At 63.0% G+C, this 19,393-nt stretch carries 15 protein-coding genes; 12 read left to right on the top strand and 3 right to left on the bottom strand.

The genetic code is table 11. The features are described from left to right. Positions 1-293 precede the first annotated feature (293 nt). Both AC3YUO_RS12350 and gpr read right to left on the bottom strand, forming a co-directional pair. The gene (locus AC3YUO_RS12350; RefSeq protein ID WP_118643515.1) at positions 294-722 is read right to left on the bottom strand and encodes a CBS domain-containing protein; all 429 of its coding nucleotides are present in this window, start codon (positions 720-722) and stop codon (positions 294-296) included. Between the two features lie 75 nt (positions 723-797). Then, positions 798-1,688: a GPR endopeptidase gene (gene gpr / locus AC3YUO_RS12345; protein ID WP_489963344.1), complete on the bottom strand. Its 891-nt coding sequence runs from the start codon at positions 1,686-1,688 to the stop codon at positions 798-800. 205 nt (positions 1,689-1,893) lie between these two features. On the opposite strand from gpr, the gene rpsT reads away from it, so the two are divergent. The 6 genes from rpsT (at position 1,894) to AC3YUO_RS12315 (ending at position 11,328) form a co-directional block, all read left to right on the top strand. After that, positions 1,894-2,157, top strand: a complete 264-nt coding sequence (gene rpsT, locus AC3YUO_RS12340) for a 30S ribosomal protein S20 (RefSeq protein WP_118643519.1) — start codon at positions 1,894-1,896, stop codon at positions 2,155-2,157. A 108-nt stretch (positions 2,158-2,265) separates the two neighbouring features. Then, positions 2,266-3,144, top strand: coding sequence for a YihY/virulence factor BrkB family protein (locus AC3YUO_RS12335; RefSeq protein WP_489963343.1), 879 nt, complete (start codon positions 2,266-2,268; stop codon positions 3,142-3,144). Positions 3,145-3,275: 131 nt separating this feature from the next. Then, on the top strand, positions 3,276-8,072 hold the full coding sequence (locus AC3YUO_RS12330; protein WP_489963342.1) for a nicotinate-nicotinamide nucleotide adenylyltransferase: 4,797 nt from the start codon (positions 3,276-3,278) through the stop codon (positions 8,070-8,072). Between the two features lie 269 nt (positions 8,073-8,341). Next, complete coding sequence (locus AC3YUO_RS12325) at positions 8,342-9,580, top strand: lactate dehydrogenase (RefSeq protein WP_489963341.1); 1,239 nt, start codon at positions 8,342-8,344, stop codon at positions 9,578-9,580. A gap of 21 nt (positions 9,581-9,601) precedes the next feature. Beyond that, positions 9,602-10,234 carry a CatA-like O-acetyltransferase gene (locus AC3YUO_RS12320; protein WP_489963340.1) on the top strand — a complete coding sequence of 211 codons (633 nt, stop codon included), beginning with the start codon at positions 9,602-9,604 and terminating at the stop codon, positions 10,232-10,234. Between the two features lie 32 nt (positions 10,235-10,266). Then, entirely contained in the window at positions 10,267-11,328 is a 1,062-nt protein-coding gene (locus AC3YUO_RS12315) for a flavodoxin family protein (protein ID WP_489963339.1), read from the top strand. A gap of 63 nt (positions 11,329-11,391) precedes the next feature. On the opposite strand, the gene AC3YUO_RS12310 is transcribed toward AC3YUO_RS12315, so the two are convergent. Continuing rightward, entirely contained in the window at positions 11,392-12,156 is a 765-nt protein-coding gene (locus AC3YUO_RS12310; RefSeq protein WP_489963338.1) for a peptidoglycan DD-metalloendopeptidase family protein, read from the bottom strand. A 149-nt stretch (positions 12,157-12,305) separates the two neighbouring features. On the opposite strand from AC3YUO_RS12310, the gene AC3YUO_RS12305 reads away from it, so the two are divergent. The 6 genes from AC3YUO_RS12305 to AC3YUO_RS12280 all read left to right on the top strand — a co-directional run bounded on the left by AC3YUO_RS12305 (position 12,306) and on the right by AC3YUO_RS12280 (position 19,216). Next, the gene (locus AC3YUO_RS12305; protein WP_489963337.1) at positions 12,306-13,559 is read left to right on the top strand and encodes a M16 family metallopeptidase; all 1,254 of its coding nucleotides are present in this window, start codon (positions 12,306-12,308) and stop codon (positions 13,557-13,559) included. Between the two features lie 235 nt (positions 13,560-13,794). Further along, the gene (locus AC3YUO_RS12300; protein ID WP_489963336.1) at positions 13,795-14,070 is read left to right on the top strand and encodes a translation initiation factor 2; all 276 of its coding nucleotides are present in this window, start codon (positions 13,795-13,797) and stop codon (positions 14,068-14,070) included. Between the two features lie 168 nt (positions 14,071-14,238). After that, positions 14,239-15,006: an ABC transporter ATP-binding protein gene (locus tag AC3YUO_RS12295; protein ID WP_489963335.1), complete on the top strand. Its 768-nt coding sequence runs from the start codon at positions 14,239-14,241 to the stop codon at positions 15,004-15,006. Further along, the gene (locus tag AC3YUO_RS12290) at positions 14,996-16,849 is read left to right on the top strand and encodes an FtsX-like permease family protein (RefSeq protein WP_489963334.1); all 1,854 of its coding nucleotides are present in this window, start codon (positions 14,996-14,998) and stop codon (positions 16,847-16,849) included. The genes AC3YUO_RS12295 and AC3YUO_RS12290 overlap by 11 nt, the downstream gene beginning before the upstream one ends. Before the next feature lie 167 nt (positions 16,850-17,016). Next, complete coding sequence (locus AC3YUO_RS12285) at positions 17,017-17,976, top strand: S-layer homology domain-containing protein (RefSeq protein ID WP_489963333.1); 960 nt, start codon at positions 17,017-17,019, stop codon at positions 17,974-17,976. Between the two features lie 265 nt (positions 17,977-18,241). Continuing rightward, positions 18,242-19,216 (top strand): S-layer homology domain-containing protein, encoded by a 975-nt coding sequence (locus AC3YUO_RS12280; RefSeq protein WP_489963332.1) that lies wholly within the window; start codon positions 18,242-18,244, stop codon positions 19,214-19,216. Positions 19,217-19,393: the final 177 nt, after the last annotated feature.

Raw genomic sequence — 19,393 nt, 5'->3', positions numbered from 1 at the left:
AAGGCTTAGGCAATACAACTTTTATCGTGAATGTAAAACAATCAGAAAGTGCGAAAAAGCCCTTAAACACAGTGTTTCAAGAGATATGCAGGCACGAAGTGTTAGGCGATTTTTCAACGGATAAATCTTCAAATTTAGAAAAGTTACCGAAATCATCTTGACAAACTCAATCCTGAAGGACGAGATCCGCAACCGGGAGTTTTACCAAAAGGTGGACGAGGCGGCCGAGGAGGAGGAATAACCCAACAAACAGGGAGCGGCCCAAAGGCCGCTCCCTGTTTTACAATCGAGGTCTAGCGGATGACAATATTTTCGGAGATCTCGCACAGGGCCTGGGCGGCCTCCATGTCGAAGCGGTGGCTGCGGGCCAGGTCGGACAGGGAGATCATGCCCACCAGCTTGCCCCGGTCCACCACGGGCAGCCGCCGCACCTGCTGCTGGGCCATGAGGCGGGTGGCCTCCCGGCAGTCGTCCTGGGGGGTGACGGTGGCGCAGCCCCGGGTCATAATGTCCCGCACGGGGGTCTGGGCGGGGTCCTCCTCCGCCGCCACACACCGCAGAACAATGTCCCGGTCGGTGACCATCCCCCGAAGCCGCCCGTCGCTGGCGCACACAGGCAGAGCGCCCACGTTGTGCCGGCTGATGAGCCGGGCGGCCAGGGCGCAGGAGGAGCCCGGCTCGATGGAGACCACGCTGGGGTTCATGAGGTCCTTGATTTGCATGTAGAAAACCGCCTTTCCGGTAAAATCTGGTTTTTTCAGTTTGCCCGGAAGGGCGGCAGTTTATTCCGGCGGGGGTTAGTTCAGCAGCAGGTCCAGATCCTCCACCGTCAGCCCGGGCTGGAGGGCCAGGCTGATGCCGTAGCCAATGATGTGGGAGAGGTCGGACACCTGGCTGTCAATGTCCTTGGGGGTGACCAGCAGGGAACCGCCCTCCCCCAGGGGCGGCAGGTCCTCCGCCCCCGTGAGGTCGGCGGCCAGGGTGGCTCCGTCCACCACCGTGGGCACGCCCACAGCGATGACGGGCACCCCCAGGCTCTCCCGGTTGAGCCCTACCCGATGGTTGCCCACCCCGGAGCCGGGGGTGATGCCCGTGTCGGACAGCTGCACCGTGCGGCACAGCCGGTCCAGAGAGCGGGAGGCCAGGGCGTCCACGGCGATGACGCAGGCGGGGCGGATGTCCTCGCACACCGCCCTGGCCACCTCGCCGCTCTCCATCCCCGTGTTGCCCAGCACCTCCGCCGCCAGGGAGGCCACCGGCCGGAAGGAACCGAAGTGCTCCGGCATCTGCCGCACCAGGTGCCGGGTGACCAGGGTGCGCTCGTGGACCTTGGGGCCGATGGCGTCGGGGGTGATGGCCCGGTTTCCCAGCCCCACCACCAGCACCAGGCCGTCGGGAGCCACCCCCTCCAGAAGGCCGGAGAGCTCCCCGGCCACCGCCCGGGCCGCCCGGCCGAAGATGTTCTCCTCCCGCCGGGCCACTCCGTCCAGGGTGAGGGTCACGTAGTTCCCCCGGGGCTTGCCCAGGGCCTTTTCCCCCTCCTCATCCAGAATGCGCACCGTGGTTACTGGAATGCCCTCCCGGTTTCCCTCCTCCGCTGTCACCCCGGGCAGGCGGGCGGCCTGCCCCGCCCCCTCCTGCCACAGCTCCCTGGCCTCCACCGCCAGGTCTGTCCGCCTGATTTTCATGATGGTTCCCCCTTCCGGCCAGCCATATCTTGTGGCCAAAGCCCATGGTTTCCCCTATTTTTAGCCCGCAGGAAAAAACTATCCCAATCCCTGAGATTTTTTCAAAAAAACAGTTGATTTTTTTTGAAGACGATGGTACAATACGTATCTGCACAGGCGTATTGTGCCTGAATTAATCGATGAATCATCGGAGGAGGTGTTTGGTTTGCCCAATATCAAGTCTGCCAAGAAGCGTGTGCTGGTGTCCGAGACCAAGGCCGCGCAGAATAAGGCCGCGAAGTCCGCGCTGAAGACCGAGCTGAAGAAGTTTGACGCCGCGGTGGCGGAAGGCAACCGCAGCGAGGCCGATATCGCTTACAAGGTGGCCGTCAAGGCGGTGGACAAGGCTGCTGCCAAGGGTCTGCTGCATAAGAACAATGCCGCGAACAAGAAGAGCAGCATGACCATCAAGCTGAACAAGCTGGCCTGAGCTGAGAAGGATTGAAAGCCGTCTGTGTAACAGACGGCTTTTTCCATACCCTCGACAAAATCCGACCCCGTTCCACAGGGAACGCCAGCACCGGAAGGAGGCGCGACCATGCTCAAACGGATGTTAGATCTGCCCCCCGTCTCCTTCGTGTGGGAGGTGTGGGATACCTATAACCGGGTGGGCGTGCCCCGTTCCGCCGCCGCCCTGTCCTACTTCCTCATCCTCACCCTGTTCCCCCTGCTCATGTGCGTGAACTTCTTCATCGGTCTCTTCCATCTGAATCTGGAGCAGGTGGTGGCGGCCCTGGACCAGGTGCTGCCCGAGGGGGTGCTGGTGGTCATCACGGACTACCTCAACTATGTGGGGGGTATCCAGTCCCCGGCGCTGCTGGCGGCCAGTCTCTTTACCATTCTGGTCTCCGCCTCGGCGGGGCTGCGCACCCTGTTTCTCACCATGGATGAGCTGTACGGCGTGGAACAGGACAACGGGATTCGGCGCATTGTGCTTAGCGTGGTGCTCTCCCTGCTGTTTCTGCTCACCGTCTACCTGTCCATAGTGGTTATCTTCACCGGCGACTGGTTTTTCGGCTTCCTTCGGGCCAACATGCCCCCGCGGCTGATGGCCCTGCTGCCCCTGGAGGTGCTGGATGCACTGGGGGATTTGTGGCAGTGGATGCGGTATCTGCTGCTCTTCTGCTTTGTGCTGCTGCTGGTGCTGGCTATCTACCGGGTGGGCACCCCCCGGAAGGCTCTGGGCCGGGGTGCCGTGCGGCTGTCCGCCCTCTTTACCGCCGTGGCCATGGTGGCATGCTCGGTGATTTTCTCCTGGTTTATCGGCATGTCCTCCCGCTACGCCCTGGTGTACGGGTCGCTGGCCTCCCTGATCATCCTGCTGGTGTGGCTCTATTTCTGCGGCAACATTCTGCTGCTGGGGGCGGTGACCGGGCGGGTATTCAGCCGCCGCGTGGAGGGACGGGAGAAGTCCTGAAATTTTTACGGGATCGCCCCCTGGGCGGTCCCGCTTTTTCTTTCCAAACGGAGGGAAACATGGTAAACTGAAAGAAACGACCCGACAACGGATTCCGCCTGCCCTTGGCGGGCTTTGTGCGAGGTGGCACCATGAACGACAAGCTCATTCGACAGATCAACGGGGACATCGCCCAGGCTCTCAGCCAGCGGCACCCCGCCTTTCTCTCCGGACGCCGCTCCCCCCGGTCCCTGCTGAAGGATCCGGCGTGGGTGGAGGGGCTGTCCGCCCTGTTCCCCATCCAGGCGCGCCTCAGCTGCGCCCAGGTGCTGGAGACCTGCCGTCCCCTGCTGGACCGGGTGTGCCCGGGGGAGCCGGAGGGGGGCTGGCTGGACTACTGCGGGCAGTACATCAAAAACATCATGTTCCCGGAGGGGGGCTTTGCCCCCGCCCAGCCGGAGTTCGGGGACGGGGCCATTTTGTATCTCACCGTGCTGCAGATTCTGCTGGATCAGGAGCGCAGCGCCCTGCCCTTTGACCCCATGATGGACTTCCGCTTCCTCACGGAGGAGGAGTACGTCCAGTGCGACCACGCCCGGGAGTACCGCCGACTGCTGAAATACTGGCGGGAGGAGTTTGTCTACGAGCTGATGCGCCTGGGCATGGAGGTGTCCCCTTACAAGACCCTCAGCCACATCGCCGGGGTGCACTATATTGCCATGACTGCCGCCCGGGGCCTGGAGGAGGCGGGGGAGGAAGTGGACCTGGCCCTCATCTCCGGAGCCGCCGCCGCCCACGATCTGGGCAAGTTTGGCTGCCGGCCGGGGGAGCGGGTGCCCTACCTCCACTACTACTACACCGACCAGTGGCTCACCGCCCAGAACATGGAGGGCATTAGCCACATCGCCTCCAACCACTCGGTGTGGGACCTGGAGCTGGAGTCCCTGTCGGTGGAATCCCTGCTGCTTATCTACGCCGACTTCCGCTCCAAGCAGGACCGGGACAAGGAGGGTAACGAGATTACCGTCCTCTACCCCCTGGATGAGTCCTTCCAGGTGATTCTGGCCAAGCTGGACGACGTGGACGGCAAGAAGCGCCGCCGCTACGAGCTGGTGTACGGCAAGCTCCACGACTTTGAGGACTACATGCGCCGGCTGGGGGTGGACGTGGACCTCACCGGTCAGCTCCAGCCCCCCGCCCCGGTGAAGGACCCGGCGTTGATGAATCCGGAGGAGACGCTGGAGAGCCTCATCCTGCTGTCGGTGGAGCACAACCTGAAGCTGATGCACCTGCTGTCCAACGAGCAGAAATTCGGCAACATCATCGAGGCCGCCCGCTCCGTCAAAAGCTGGCAGCAGCTGCGGGCCTACCTGAACGTCTTCGGCGAATACTTCACCTACCTGTCCGTGCGCCAGAAGACCCAGGCCCTCTCCTTCCTCTATGAGCTGCTGGTCCACCGTGAAGGTGACATCCGCCGTCAGGCGGGCAGCCTCATCGGCCAGATCATCGCCCGCTTCCACATGGTTTACCGCAAGGAGATCCCTGCCGACGCCCAGAACGACCCGGCGGAGGAGGTCCCCTTTACCCTCTGGGCCCAGTACCTGGACCGGATTATCTTCCCCGACCACAAGACCACCCCCCAACAGCGCTCCCACATCGGCTACACCCTGAAGCTGGTGGTGGGCTCCATGCTGGAGCACGCCCGGCCGGGGGACATTCCCCGCTTCCTGGGGGTGTTTTTGAGCTACTTTGACCACCCGGAGGCCACCACGCCCGACACCGCCTTCACGCTGCTGGATGCGGTGCGCTATCTCCCGCCCCAGTACTACGGGGAGGAGACCAGAAGCAAGCTCATTGAGTTTGCCGCCTGCTTTACCCAGTCGGGCGAGCTGCGGCTCTGTACCGCCGCGCTGGAGTTCCTGCTGGAGGCCGCCCGGGCCCTGCCCGCCGACCATCCCCAGATGGCCCGCATTGCTGAAATCGCCCGGGGGGTGGAGGCGGAGCAGCTGACCACCATCTTCCTGAAATGCCGGGTGCTGCGCCAGGCGGGGGAGGACGTGAGCGCCATCGAGCAGACCCTCTACCAGATGGACATCACCAGCGAGGTATTCCTGGATAACCTGAAAATTGCCACCCCCTGGATTGTGAAGGTGGCGGGCGTGGAGCTGCTGCGGGACCAGGTGGAGCACGGGCTCAAGACCCACATCCTCCACATTGCCACCCACTTCTCCAACCTGGTAAAGGTGTCTGAGCGTGTGGTGGTGCGGCAGACCGCCGGCGCCGCCCTGGTGCGCACCCTGGAGCTTCTCCGCCGGGACCAGCGCAACGAGGTGGTGGTGGAGATGGGCAAGGGCCTGGAGATGGGCCAGTACGAGATCTCCAAGTATATCCCCCAGTACCTGGGCCAGGCGGCCTTGTACCTCCATCCCAGCGAGCTGGATGAGCAGGTGCTGTGGCTCAAGGGACTGCTGGGTTCCTCCAGCGACTCGGCGGTGGCCGGGGCGCTGAACACCGCCGGGGTGCTGCTGCAATACTACCCCACCTACCGCCAGCGCTTCTCCGAGCCGGAGGAGCACTACGAGGCCCGCCGCCAGGACCTGCTGGGGCTCTTGCTCCAGGGCCTGGCCCACTACCGGGAGGCGGTGCGGCAGGAGGCCCTGCTGGTCATCGGACGGCTGCTCTTCGAGTCCCCGGTGCTGGATATACAGGAGAAGGGGCGGCTCTTTGCCCTCTGCTACCGCAAGCTCCTCTTCCTGGTGCAGGAGTCCCCGGGCAAGGACAGCCTCACCTTCTTCTACCGGGCGGCGGCCCTGGCCCACATCAACCGCTTCATCGCCCTGCGGCGGCTGGACCACGGCCCCTTCACCTTCCCCACGCCGGAGAAGATTGCCTTCTTCCCCGGTACCTTCGACCCCTTCACCCTGTCCCACAAGGGCATCGTCCATGCCATCCGGGATCTTGGGTTCGAGGTCTATCTGGCCGTGGACGAGTTCTCCTGGTCCAAAAAGGCCCAGCCCCACCTCATCCGGCGGCAGATTGTCAACCTGTCGGTGGCGGGGGACTTCCACGTCCACCTGTTCCCCGACGACATCCCGGTGAACATCGCAAACCCCGCCGACCTGAAGCGGCTTTGCTCCCTCTTCCCGGAGCAGGAGGTCTATGTGGTGGCGGGCAGCGACGTGGTGGCCAACGCCTCCTCCTACAAGGCCCTGCCACAGCCCTACTCCATCCACCATATGAACCACGTCATCTTCCGCCGGGCGGGGGACACCGCCCTGCCCCGGAAGCTGCCCATTGACGGCAAGGTCATCAAGCTTCAGCTGCCTCCCCACCTGGAGGACATCAGCTCCACCCGCATCCGGGAGAACGTGGATTTGAACCGGGATATCTCCACCCTGGTGGACCCGGTGATTCAGGACTTCATTTACCAGAACGGCCTCTACCTCCGGGACAGCCAGGATAAGCCCCTGCTGTACGCCGGGGAGCTGGCCTTCCAGTGGGAGGAGCAGCCCGATGAGCTGCTGGTGGCCCACCTCACAGCCGGACAGAGCGACTGCGAGACCATCCGGGCGGCCATCGCCCGCCAGGGGGACCATGTGCTGGTGCTCAGCCGCCGGGCCCAGGAGGAGCAGCAGCTGGGCTATGTGAGCTACCGGCTGCTGTCCACCTCCCAGCTCTTCGAGGCACTGGGGGACCACCAGCTGGCCAACCGCATCCGCCTGCGCTCGGCGGGCAACGTGCTGCTCATCACCGGCCTGTCCGCCGATACCTCGGATAAGTACAAGGATTACGCCCAGCTGCTGCTCAGTGAGCTGCTGGCCCGGGCGCTGGAGCAGGAGTGCGTCTATGCCGTCTTCCGTCCCCACACCGGACGGCTCACTCCTCAGGTGGAGGACGTGCTGGCCCGCCAGGGCTTTGTGGCCAAGGAGGGATCCGCCCCCATCCGGGAGGTGGATATGCACACCCCCACCGTCCTCATTCAGAACCTGGAGACCACCATCCAGGAGCCCCTGTGCCGCAACCCCAGGGTGCTCTCCGCCATTGACCGGGGCCACCGGCGGCTGCAGATGGCCATCACGGGGCTGTACCCCGGCTGCCTGGTGCTCACCCTGTCCGCCGACGTCATCCACCACCGGCTGCTGCAGAAGATTACCGCCTACAACAACGTGCCTTCGGTGCCCACCAAGCCCCGGATTCTGGGCGAGAACATGTGCGTCCCCTTCGGTAAGCTGCTCCGGGGCCGCATCGTGCCCAACACGGTGACCAAGACCATCCACACCGACAAGGTGTACTCCCCCGACCTGAAGGAGAACACCATTGAAGCATTTCCCTATTACAGCCCCATCCCCAGCCAGATCCGCACCATCAAGTCCTTCAACCGTCCGGTCATCCTGGTGGACGACCTGATGCACCCCGGCTTCCGCATGCGCACCCTGGACCCCATCCTCCGCCAGGAGGACGTGACCATCCGCATGGTGCTGGTGGGTATCCTGTCGGGCTACGGCAAGGACCTGATGCAGTCCTGGAACCGGCCGGTGGACAGCATTTACTTCCTGCCCCGGCTGCGGCAGTGGTTTGTGGAGTCCACCCTGTACCCCTTCATCGGCGGCAATACCGTCCGCCGGCCCGCCTCGCCGGTGCCCGGCCTGCTGCCCGGCATCAACCACATCCTGCCCTACGCCGCCCCCCAGTATCAGGAGGAATGCGGCCGGGAGGCGGTGTTCCAGCTCTCCCGCACCTGTCTGGAGAACTCCCACGACGTCATCTCCACCCTGGAGCAGGAGTACCGGGTGCTCTATGGCCGGAACCTGACCCTATCCCGCCTGTCTGAGGCCATTATCCTGCCCCTGTGCCCGGATAAGGGCACCTGCCTGCACTACGATCCCAACCTGTCCGCCTCCGTCTATCTGGAGAACGATTTGGAGCAGCTTTTGAGACAGAATCAATAAGAAGCGCCGAATTCCCGAGCAGGGGAGCTAAGGCCAGAGCGGATGGGCAAAGCCCAGGGCCGCCGCAGGCGGACCGGGTTTGCCCGGAGTCGGCGGACTTGGATCCCCGCCCGCGAGGGAACCGAGGCGTGACAATGAGAAGCGCCCGAGCCGTCGTGAGCAGGCGAGGCGTGACACCAAGAAGCGCCGAATTCCCGTCCCAGACATCCAACCCCAAAGCCATCTCACGGAATAGAACCACAATTTTCAATACTTGGAGTGATATTCTGATGTATTATTACAATTATAAGGGAGCAAACCTGGTTTCCCTGACCCAGCAGGAGGGCCTGGGCGCCCCGGTGGAGCCTGCTGCCTCCGGCCGTCTCTTCGCCCTGGTGGGGGGAGACCCGATGCTGGGTCGTGGCTCCTTCAAGGTGACCCACCCCGGCCAGCTGGCCAATCCCAACGGTCTGGAGGTACTGGACGCCTCCCGTCTGCCCGATGCCCAGGTGGATGAGACGGTGTCCGCCGCCATCCGGGAGGGCCGTCTCACCGCCGTCAACCAGAACCGGCCCGGCTGGGAGGACCTGCTGACCGCTGCCCCCAAGACCGGGAAGAAGCGGGTCAACATCCTGGCCATCGGGGACGTGGGATCCACTCTGCTCACCGGGCTGAAGCTGCTGGGGGGAGACGTCATCTCCTCCATCGGCATCTGCGACCTCTCCGACCAGATCACCGCCCGGTGGGAGTTTGAGATGGGCCAGATTGCCCTGCCCTGGAACTACGATGCCTTTCCTGAGGTGGAGGTGGTAAAGCCGGAGCAGCTCTTTGACTGCGACCTCTTCGTCTTTGTGGCCTCCAAGGGCATTCCTCCCGTGGGCTCCGACGTGAAGGACGTGCGGATGTACCAGTTTGAGAATAACGCCAAGATTGTCTCCCACTACGCCAAGATGGCCCGGGCGGCCCGGTTCCAGGGGCTGTGGTGCGCCGTGTCCGACCCGGTGGACCCCCTGGCCAAGACCGCTTACCTGGAGAGCAACAAGGACGAGAACGGGAACTTTGACGGCAAGGGCCTGCGGCCCGAGCAGGTCCAGGGCTTCGGCCTGGGGGTGATGAATGCCCGGGCGGCCTACTTCGCCAAGCGGAATCCCCACCTGGCCTCCTTCCTCACCGAGGGGCGCTCCTTCGGCCCCCACGGCACCGGCCTCTTTATTGCCAACTCCCTGGAGCACTACGACGAGGCGCTGTCCCAGGAGCTCACCCACCTCACCGTCACCGCCAACATGAAGATGCGGGAGATCGGCTTTAAGCCCTATGTGGCCCCCGCCCTGTCCTCGGGCGCTCTGTCCCTGCTGCTCACCATGCGGGGAGAGTGGCACTGCGGGTCGGTGTTCCTGGACGGCGTCTATATGGGCTGCAAGAACCGCTACACCCCCGTCGGGGTGGAGACCGAGCTGCTGCCTCACATCCCCGAGCCTCTCTTCGGCCACATCCAGGAGGCGGCGGACCACCTGAAGGCCGTTCTGTAAGGGAGAGCGGGGGAGAAGAGCATGGGATTTCAGATCATTGACCGCTCCAGCTGGGAACGGGAGCCCTATTTCCAGCACTACCATCAGGAGGTGCCCTGCTCCTACAGCCTGACGGCCACCCTGGACGTCACGCGGCTGCGGGAGGGAGGGGTAAAGCTGTATCCGGCGCTGCTCTATCTGCTGACCGCCCAGGTCAACGAGCAGCCCCAGTTCCGCACCGCCTTCAACCAGGACGGCGTTTTGGGTATTTACGACACGATGTGCCCCAGCTATACGGTGTTTCATCCCCAGGAGGAGCGCTTTTCCAACCTGTGGACCCCCTGGGACCCGGATTATAAGACCTTTCTGGCCGCCTTTCTGGAGGACCAGGCGCAGTTTGGAACCGCACCCGGATTTTCTCCCAAGCCGGGGCAGCCGGACAACGTGTTCACGGTCTCCATGGTGCCCTGGATTACCTTCGAGGGCTTTCACCTGAACCTGCCCAAGGGAAACGACTATCTCATCCCCATCTTTACCGCCGGAAAGCTGCGGCAGGAGGGGGGACGGCAGCTGCTGCCCCTGGCTATACAGGTACACCACGCCGTGTGTGACGGCTATCATGTGGGCCGCTTTTTGGAGGGGCTCCAGGAGAAAACGGACGCCTTTCCTCTTTGAGGCGGAGAAAGAAGGAAGTTAAATTGTCTCTTGTGATCATCGCGCCCCCCGCAGACCGGCCCGGCGACGGAACTCGGCTGGAGGGGATTCTGGCCCGGGCTCTGGCGGGGCGGGAGACAGTGACCCTGCGCCGGGCGGAGGAGCTCTCAGACCTGGCGGGAAAGAAGCTCATCTTTGTCCTCCCTCTGGGGGAGCTGGGCATCAATTTTGAGTACGTGCGTATGCTGGAGCGGCTGCGGCGGGAGCCGGGGCTGCTGGAGGGCTGCGTGGCGGGGCTTATCGTGGACGGCTCCTCCGCCCTCTACACCAAGTCCGCCGCCGCCGAGCTGACCCTGGCAGCCAACCTGGCCGGCTGTGCCTTTCTGGGCCGCCCCCTGGTGGAGGGAACGGGGGATCTGATGAATCTGCGCATCCAGGCCAAAAATCTGGGCTGCGGGCTGGAGGAGGCCTATGCCGCCGCCGCCCGGGAGCTGGCCCAGCGGCTGGAGGAGGAGACCTTTCCCAGAAAGGAGCGGCCCAACCTGCTGGTGCTCCACGCCTCCAGCCACCACACCTCCAACACCATGGCCCTGTGGAGCCGGGTGCGGGAGCGGATGGGGGAGGAGGCCTTCTCCTACACGGAGATCGGCCTGCGCAACGGCACCCTGTCCGACTGCTCCGGCTGCCCCTACACCATGTGCCTCCACTTCGGCGAGCGGGGGGGCTGCTTCTACGGCGGCGTCATGCAGGAGGAGGTCTACCCGGCTGTGCGGAAGGCCGATGCCCTGGTGATGCTCTGTCCCAACTACAACGACGCCCTCTCCGCCAACCTCACCGCCTTCATTAACCGCCTTACCGCCCTCTTCCGCCAGACCCGCTTTTACGATAAGGCTCTCTTCGCTCTGGTGGTGTCGGGCTACTCCGGCGGGGACATCCTGGCCAGGCAGCTCATCGCCGCCATGAATATGAACAAGTCCTTTTATCTCCCCGGCCGCTTCGCCCTCATGGAGACGGCCAACAACCCCGGCGAGGCCCTGGCCCTGGCGGGAATTGAGGAGCGGCTGGACCGCTTCGGGGAAAATATCCGGCGCGTTCTTATGGACAGAACGGTTTGAACCGTACAAAAAGGACCCCAGCTGCCCGAGCGGCAGCTGGGGTCCTTTTTTGCTGAGATGGGATCAGAGGTCGGGCAGATATTCGGTGGGGTCCACCAGGATGCCGTTCAGGCTGACTTCCAGATGCAGGTGGGCGGGCATGCCGCTCTCGGCGATGGCGGTGTCACCCACTGTACCGATGATGGTGCCGGTCTCCACCACGTCCCCCGACTCCACCGTGGGCTGGCCGGCCAGGTTGCAGTAGGCGGCGCTCAGACCGTTGCCGTGGTCAATGACCACCGTGGTGCCCATGAGCCCGTCGTCATATACCTCTGAGACGGTGCCCGAACAGAGGGCCAGCACCTCAACGCCCAGGGTGGAGGCAATGTCCACTCCGCCGTGGGTGCGCCAGTCGCCCAGGGTGGGGTCCAGGGACAGGGTCTCCGCGCTGAAGTCCCGGAGAATCTCACCCTTCACCGGCCAGGTGTAGACCACCGGGCCGGAGGACTCGTCGGCGGGATCCGCCGCCTCCGTCTGGGACTGGGCGTCCGGGTCGGCCTCTGTCTGCTGGTCGGGCTCGGTAACCTCTTCAGTATTTGCGGCGTCCTCGTCCAAATCCGTGTCCGGGGTGATGGAGCCTGCGGGATCGGGCCCGTTGGCCTCCGAGTCGGGGAGCACCACGGTGGGATTGCCGGTAACCGGCTCGGTGACCTCCGGCTCGCTGTTCATGCTGCGAAGAAAGTAGTAGCCCGAAATTCCTATGGTGGCGACGCACAGGAACAGGACGATGTAAAACCCTTTTCCCAGCACAAAGTCGCCTAATGTTTCCAGTATGGTTCGCTTTTTCAAGGGAAAACCACCTCCGTAGCGCTAGTTTGGACAAGGGGGAGGAAGGTTATACATGGGGAGAAAAAATTTTCCGCTTTTGGGGGAGCATGGACGGTTTCCCTTCTTTGTGCTATACTTTTGAACACCACGGAGAGAGATGAGGAGAGACGATGGATTATCAGAAGACGACCCTGCCCAACGGAGCGAGGCTGCTGACCCGGGCGGTGCCCGGCGCCCGGTCCGCCGCCCTGGGCTTTTTTGTGGGGGTGGGCTCCCGCCACGAGGCGGCGGAGGAGAACGGCTCCGCCCACTTTATTGAGCACATGCTCTTCAAGGGTACCCAGACCCGGTCTGCCGCCCAGCTGGCCCGGGACATGGACGCCCTGGGGGGGCAGTTCAACGCCTATACCACCAAGGAGCACACCTGTTTCTATGCCCGGGTGCTGGACAAGCATCTGGACCAGGGCATGGACATTTTAAGTGATATGCTCTTCCACTCCCGCTTTGACCAGGGGAACGTGGAGCTGGAGCGGGGCGTGATTCTGGAAGAAATCGGCATGTACGAGGATACCCCCGAGGATCTGACCGCCGAGCGGCTGTCGGCGGCGGTGTATAAGGGCAGCCCCCTGGCCCGTCCCATTCTGGGCACCCAGGCCACCCTGGCGGGGATGACGGGGGAGAGCCTTCAGCAGTGGCAGCGGGAGCACTACCGCCCCGGAGCGCTGGTGGTCTCCCTGGCGGGCAGCTTTACCCGGGAGCAGGCGGACCGGCTGGCGGGGCTCATCTCCGGCCTGGAGCCCGGACCGCTGGCCCAGCAGGCCCCGGCCGCCTACCGCCCCGCCGTCACGTCCCGGAAAAAGGCCATTGAGCAAAACCATCTGCTGCTGGCCTTCCCGGCCCTCACCTATCTGGACCCCCGGCGGGAGCAGCTGATGCTGCTCAACTCTCTGCTGGGCGGCGGCTGCTCCTCCCGGCTCTTCCAGCAGGTGCGGGAGGAGCGGGGCCTCTGCTACACCGTCTACTCCTATGTGGCCGACCACGCGGACACCGGCCTTCTGGGCATCTACGCCGCTCTGGGAAAGGAGCAGGAGGAGCTGGCTCTGGACACCCTGCGGGGGGTGGTCAGCGATCTAGCCGACCACGGCCCCACCCAGGAGGAACTGGACCGGGTGCGGGAGCAGGCCAAGGCGGGCCTTCTCATGAGCGCCGAGTCCGTCCAGAGCCGCATGAGCTCCATGGGGGCCTCGGAGCTCCTCTACGGCCGGGTGCGGACCCAGGAGGAGATTCTGGCGGCCTACGACGCCGTCACCCGGGAGCAGCTCCGGCAGCTGGCCGGGGAAATCTTCCGCTGGGACCAGGCCTCCCTGTCCGCCGTGGGCCGGGTGCGCCCGGCGGGGGAGTACGGCCGGTGGCTGGGCCGCTGACGCTCCCTAGCCGGCCAGTGCCGCCCACTGCAGGAGCGCAATAAGAAAGCCGTTTACCAGGTACAGCACAAACAGCTCCCCCAGATCCCGCCATTCCAGTTCCTGTTCCATGTCCATCCCCCCGTTTCATCTGGCCCTAGTGTACGGATGGGACAAGGGGGAATATACCGGGGAAAATCGGGACAGACTAGAGGCAAATACTGGACAAGCGGGTTCCGGAAAGGAAGGACATACCATGGTGAAGGGGATTACCCGGCAGGTGATTTTAGTCAAGTCTCCCGACCCCAAGCTCTTTGAGGAGGCTATTTTTATTGTGAAGGAGGAGGCTCTGGCCCGGGAGGGGGTCAGCGCCGACCAGGTGCTGAAGGAGGCCCGCCAGGCGGCGGACGGCTATCTCAAGCAGGGCCGGGCCTGGAGAAGGCGGCTCAACCGGCTGCCCGGAGTGGTTTGGGGCGCCGTGGGGGCTGCGGCGGCCTCGGCGGGGTGGATGACCTGGCTGTTCCTCTTATAAGAAAGCCGAAAGGCGGGACCTTGGTCCCGCCTTTTTCCGTTTTTTAAGAGAAGCTTAATAAAATCCTCAGGGAACCTTTAAAGCATTTTTGCAAACTGTATGATATCCTCTAATACAGTTCAAGGCCCGCACCGGGAGGACGGGCCGGGTGTGAGGAAGGAAACGGATATGGAGGAAATTTTAAAGGTTAGTGACCTCACCCGGGTCTATGGCCGGGGGAGTGCGTCCACCCGGGCGCTGGACGGGGTGTCCCTGTCTTTGGAGGCGGGAGAGTTTGTGGGGGTCATGGGTCCCTCGGGCTCCGGTAAGACCACCCTGCTCAACTGCGTGTCCACCATCGACCGGCCCACCTCGGGCTCCATCGTCATCGACGGGCGGGAGCTCACCGGGCTGCGGGGAAAGGAGCTCTCCCGCTTCCGCCGGGAGCGGCTGGGCTTCATTTTTCAGGACTGCAACCTGCTGGACACCCTGACCGCCTTTGAAAATATTGCTTTGGCCCTGGCCATTGTGAAGGCCCCCGCGGGGGAGATCCCCGGCCGGGTGGAGGAGATGGCCCGGCTTCTGGGCATTGAGGACTGTTTGAACAAGTACCCCTACCAGATGTCCGGCGGCCAGCAGCAGCGGTGTGCCGCCGCCCGGGCCATGGTGACCCATCCGGCCCTGGTGCTGGCCGACGAGCCCACGGGAGCTCTGGACTCCAAGTCGGCCCGGCTGCTGCTGGAGCGGCTGGAGGTGCTGAACCGGGAGCGGGGCGCCACCATCCTTATGGTTACCCACGACGCCTTCACCGCCAGCTGCTGCGGGCGGGTGGTGTTCCTCCGGGACGGCAAGCTGTTTCTGGAGCTGCGGCGGGAGGGCCGGGACCGGAAGGCCTTCTTCCAGCAAATCATTCGGGTGGTGTCCCAGCTGGGAGGAGAGATGGAAGATGTTCTCTAAGCTGGCTCTGCGCAACGTGCGCCGGTCCTTCCGGGACTACGGCGTGTACCTGCTTACCCTCACCTTTGGGGTGTGTCTCTTTTATACCTTTAACTCCGTGGAGGGTCAGGGGGCCATGGTCTATCTGGCCCAGAACGAAACTCCTGTGGCGGAGTCTATCCAGATGCTCATCGACATCTTTTCCGTCTTTGTGGCGGTGGTGCTGGCCTGCCTCATTGTGTACGCCAACAGGTTTCTGCTGCGGCGGCGGAAGCGGGAGCTGGGCACCTACCTGCTGCTGGGTCTGAGCCAGGGACAGGTGTCCCGGCTGCTGGTGCTGGAGACGGGGGCCATCGGCCTTATCTCCCTGGTTGCCGGGCTGGCCCTTGGGGTGGCTGCCTCCTGTGGCCTGTCCGCCCTCACCCTGTCCATGTTCCAGATGGACCTGTCCGGGATGCTGGCCCTGCACTTTTCCCTGAAGGCGGCGGGCAAGACGGTGGTGTGCTTCGGAATTATTTTCCTGCTGGTCATGGTTCTCAGCGGCCTGCAGGTGTCCCGGGCCAAGCTCATTGACCTCATGCAGGGGAACCGGAAAAACGAGGTGCTGCACCAGCGGCCCCTGAGCTGGTCGGTGGTCCAGTTCGGCCTGGGTGTGCTGTGTCTGGCGGCGGCCTACGCATTGCTCCTCACCTTCGGCATGGCCATTGCTGTGGCCGTGCTGCCCATCTGCATCCCCATGCTGGCGCTGGGTACCCTGGGGACCCTGCTCATTTTCCGGTCCCTGTCCGGCTTTGTGCTGCGGCTGGTCCAGGGGCGGCCCAGGATTTATTACAAAAACCTCAACCTCTTTACCCTGCGCCAGTGGATCAGCAAGGTGCATACCACCTATCTGTCCAATACAGTCATCTGCATTCTTTTGCTGCTGGCCATGGGCATCACCGCCAGCTCGGTGGGCCTCAATCAGACCATGGAGGCGGCCACCCGCCAGCAGGCCCCCTACGACATCAGCGTCCAGAACCAGTCGGCGGACAGCAAGGGGGAGATTGACTTTATGGCCCTGCTGGAGGAGGCGGGCTTTGACCCGCAGGAGAGGCTCTCGGGCCAGTGGTCGGTCACCTACTACTATAACGATCCTGCCCTCTCGGGGACCAACGAGGTCAGCGCCGTCATGGCCCTGTCCGACTATAACGCCCTCATGGCCTCCCAAGGCAGAGAGCCTATCACCCTGGAGCCCGGCGAGGCCCGGGTACTGGACACCTGGGGCGAGGACCTGGCCACCGGCGGCCTGGGGCTCACGGTGGCGGTGACGGAGGATGAGACCGCCCGGCAGCTGGAGGTGCGCCGCCAGGTGTGGTCGGCCAACTATGCCGGCGACCCGGAGGAGACAGAGGAGGCCCTGCTTCCCCTCCTGCGTGCCCTGAATCTGGACTACACCATCATCATGAACAGCAAACTGCTCGTTTATCAGGACCTGATGGGCAGCAAGCTGCTGGCCCTGTTTCTGGGGCTCTACCTGGGCTTTACCTTCCTGCTGGCCGCGGCGGCGGTGCTGGCCCTCCAGCAGCTGAGCCAGGCGGCGGACAATACCGGGCGGTACGCCATGCTGCGCCGTCTGGGGGCGGAGGAGAAGCTGGTGGCCCGGTCCGCCACCCAGCAGGTGGCACTGGCCTTCCTGCTGCCACTGGCTCTGGCCCTGGTCCACACCGTTGTGGGGATGAAGGCGGCCAACGACCTCATCGCCGTGGCAGGTAAGGTGGACAGTGTGGGCAGCAGCCTCATGACCGCCTTGGTGCTTTTGGCAGTGTACGGAGGCTACTTCCTGGCCACCGCCCTGGCCTGCCGGAGAATGGCAGTGGGCAAGTAAAACCGGGAGCCGGACGGAGTTCTTCTCCGTCCGGCTTTTTTGCGTGGGGGAAGGAAAAAAGCCGGATACTATGCTGCCGGCATATTGTTTTTCGGGATGAACTAATGTACCATGAAGATAAAGTCCAAGTTGGATGAGAAAAATGGTGTGAAAGGAGCGGAAATTGGATGAAAAAGATTCTTGCAGGTGTGTTGACGGCTGTGATGCTCATGTGTCTTTTGCCTGCGGCGGCTTTTGCGCAGGAGTTTGATCTTCTGCCGCAGGTGGTGGCTTCCAACAATTATGTTGAGAAGGGGAGTTATACCCGGGAAGACGGGACGGAATATGTGCTCTATACATTTCCTGCCGGAACGACCTTTGCCTTCCGCAAGGACTTTATGTCCGGAATGGACGTTTTTCGTGTATGGGATGTAAAAGGACTGGACCGTGATGAGTCGTACATTTTCCAGTCCTACCCGGGGGACGACAAGGTCTTTACACCGGAGCCCGGCGTGGTTTATCTGCTGGAGCAGGGAGATACGCTGACCTGGTTTACCAATGCCTGCATTGTGGTGCAGGGCGGAAATGTTCCCACCGATCCTGAACCGGAGCAGCCGGAGCGGATTTTCTCCGATGTGGATCCCAACGCCTGGTACGCCAGCTTTGTGGAGACGGTGTATGAGAAGGGTCTGTTCGCCGGAGCTGGGGACGGCACCTTCGCCCCCGAGGCCAACATGACCTACGCGGAATTTTTGACCGTGCTCAGCCAGTTCTCCGGGGAGACCCTCACCCCTGTGACCGGCGGGGCCTGGTACGACACCTATGTGCAGTGGGCCCAGCCCCTCATCCCGGCGGGCATGGCGGAGAACTTTAACCCCACCGCTCCCATTACCCGTCAGGACATGGCGGCCCTGTTCGGCACCTTCCTCAGCCTCTATGACCACTCCGGTGAGACGGTGAACCCCGGCCAGGCCTCCTACAAGGATGCCGGGGCTATTGCAGACTATGCCCAGAGCGGCGTGCAGCTGTGCTACCAGCTGGGCATCATGAGCGGCGGCAGCGACGGCACCTTTAATCCTCAGGCCACCGCAACCCGTGCTCAGGTGGCGGTCACCATGGTGCAGATGGCCCGGGTGATGGGTAAGTAAACAAGATATTCAGGCATAACCCAAGGGCCGGGCGGAGTGTTTCTCCGTCCGGCCCTTTTTGCGTGGAGGAAGAAAAAACAGCCGGATACTATGCTGCCAGCATATTGTTTTCTGCGATAAACTAATATACCATGAAGACAAGATCCAAAACGGGCGCAATCCTGAACGCCGAGGTCCGGGCTGGGAACCGCATTTGAGCCGCGGCTTCGGAGAGAAGGAAAACGCTGCTGGATGAGAAAAATGGTGTGAAAGGAGCTCGGATGGAATGAAAAAGAGGATTATTTCTCTGCTGCTGACTGGCGTGATGTGCCTGTGCCTGATGCCGGTGGCGGCGCTGGCTGCGGCGTGGTACGAGACGGGAGAGGTCTATGAGGTGTACCCGTTCTATGTCAAGTACGTTGGAAGCAGCAAACCTGCAACGGAAATCAAGGAAATGACCATCGAAGGACAGACTGTCAAGGTGTCGGTTTATCCGGCCGGAACGCTGTTTCACTCGTTCCCTCCACTGCACTTGTCGAATCTCGAAGCCTATGTTGACGGCAAAATGGTAATGAGTTCCGACTACGTGAATCCGGAGACGGAAGGGTTGCCTGCCCGGGGCGTCTACGAGATTCAGGTATACAGCGATATCGATGGATACGCGGGTGACGCGTGGGTCACTGCGGAGGGCTCTGGTTCTGGCCAGCCGGACCCCGAGCCGGAGCAGCCGGAGCGGATTTTCTCCGATGTGGACCCCAACGCCTGGTACGCCAGCTTTGTGGAGACGGTGTATGAGAAGGGTCTGTTCGCTGGGGCCGGGGACGGCACCTTCGCCCCCGAGGCAAACATGACCTACGCGGAGTTCCTGACCGTGCTCAGCCAGTTCTCCGGGGAGACCCTCACCCCTGTGACCGGCGGAGCCTGGTACGACACCTATGTGCAGTGGGCCCAGCCCCTCATCCCGGCGGGCATGGCGGAGAACTTCAACCCCACCGCTCCCATTACCCGTCAGGATATGGCGGCCCTGTTCGGCACCTTCCTCAGCCTCTATGACCACTCCGGTGAGACGGTGAACCCCGGCCAGGCCTCCTACAAGGATGCCGGGGCTATTGCAGACTATGCCCGGAGCGGCGTGCAGCTTTGCTACCAGCTGGGCATCATGAGCGGCGGCAGCGACGGCACCTTTAATCCTCAGGCCACCGCAACCCGTGCTCAGGTGGCGGTCACCATGGTGCAGATGGCCCGGGTGATGGGTAAGTAAACAAGATATTCAGGCATAACCCAAGGGCCGGGCGGAGTTCTTCTCCGTCCGGCCCTTTTTGCGTGGGGAGAGAAAAAACAGCCGGATACTATGCTGCCAGCATATTGTTTTCCGCGATGAACTAATGTACCATGAAGACGAGATCCAAAACGGGCGCAATCCTGAACGCCGAGGTCC

Source organism: Pseudoflavonifractor sp. HNCC25GI2 (genome assembly GCF_058136395.1).
Note: the sequence above shows the minus strand (reverse complement) of the source record. Positions and strands in the feature narration are given on the sequence as shown.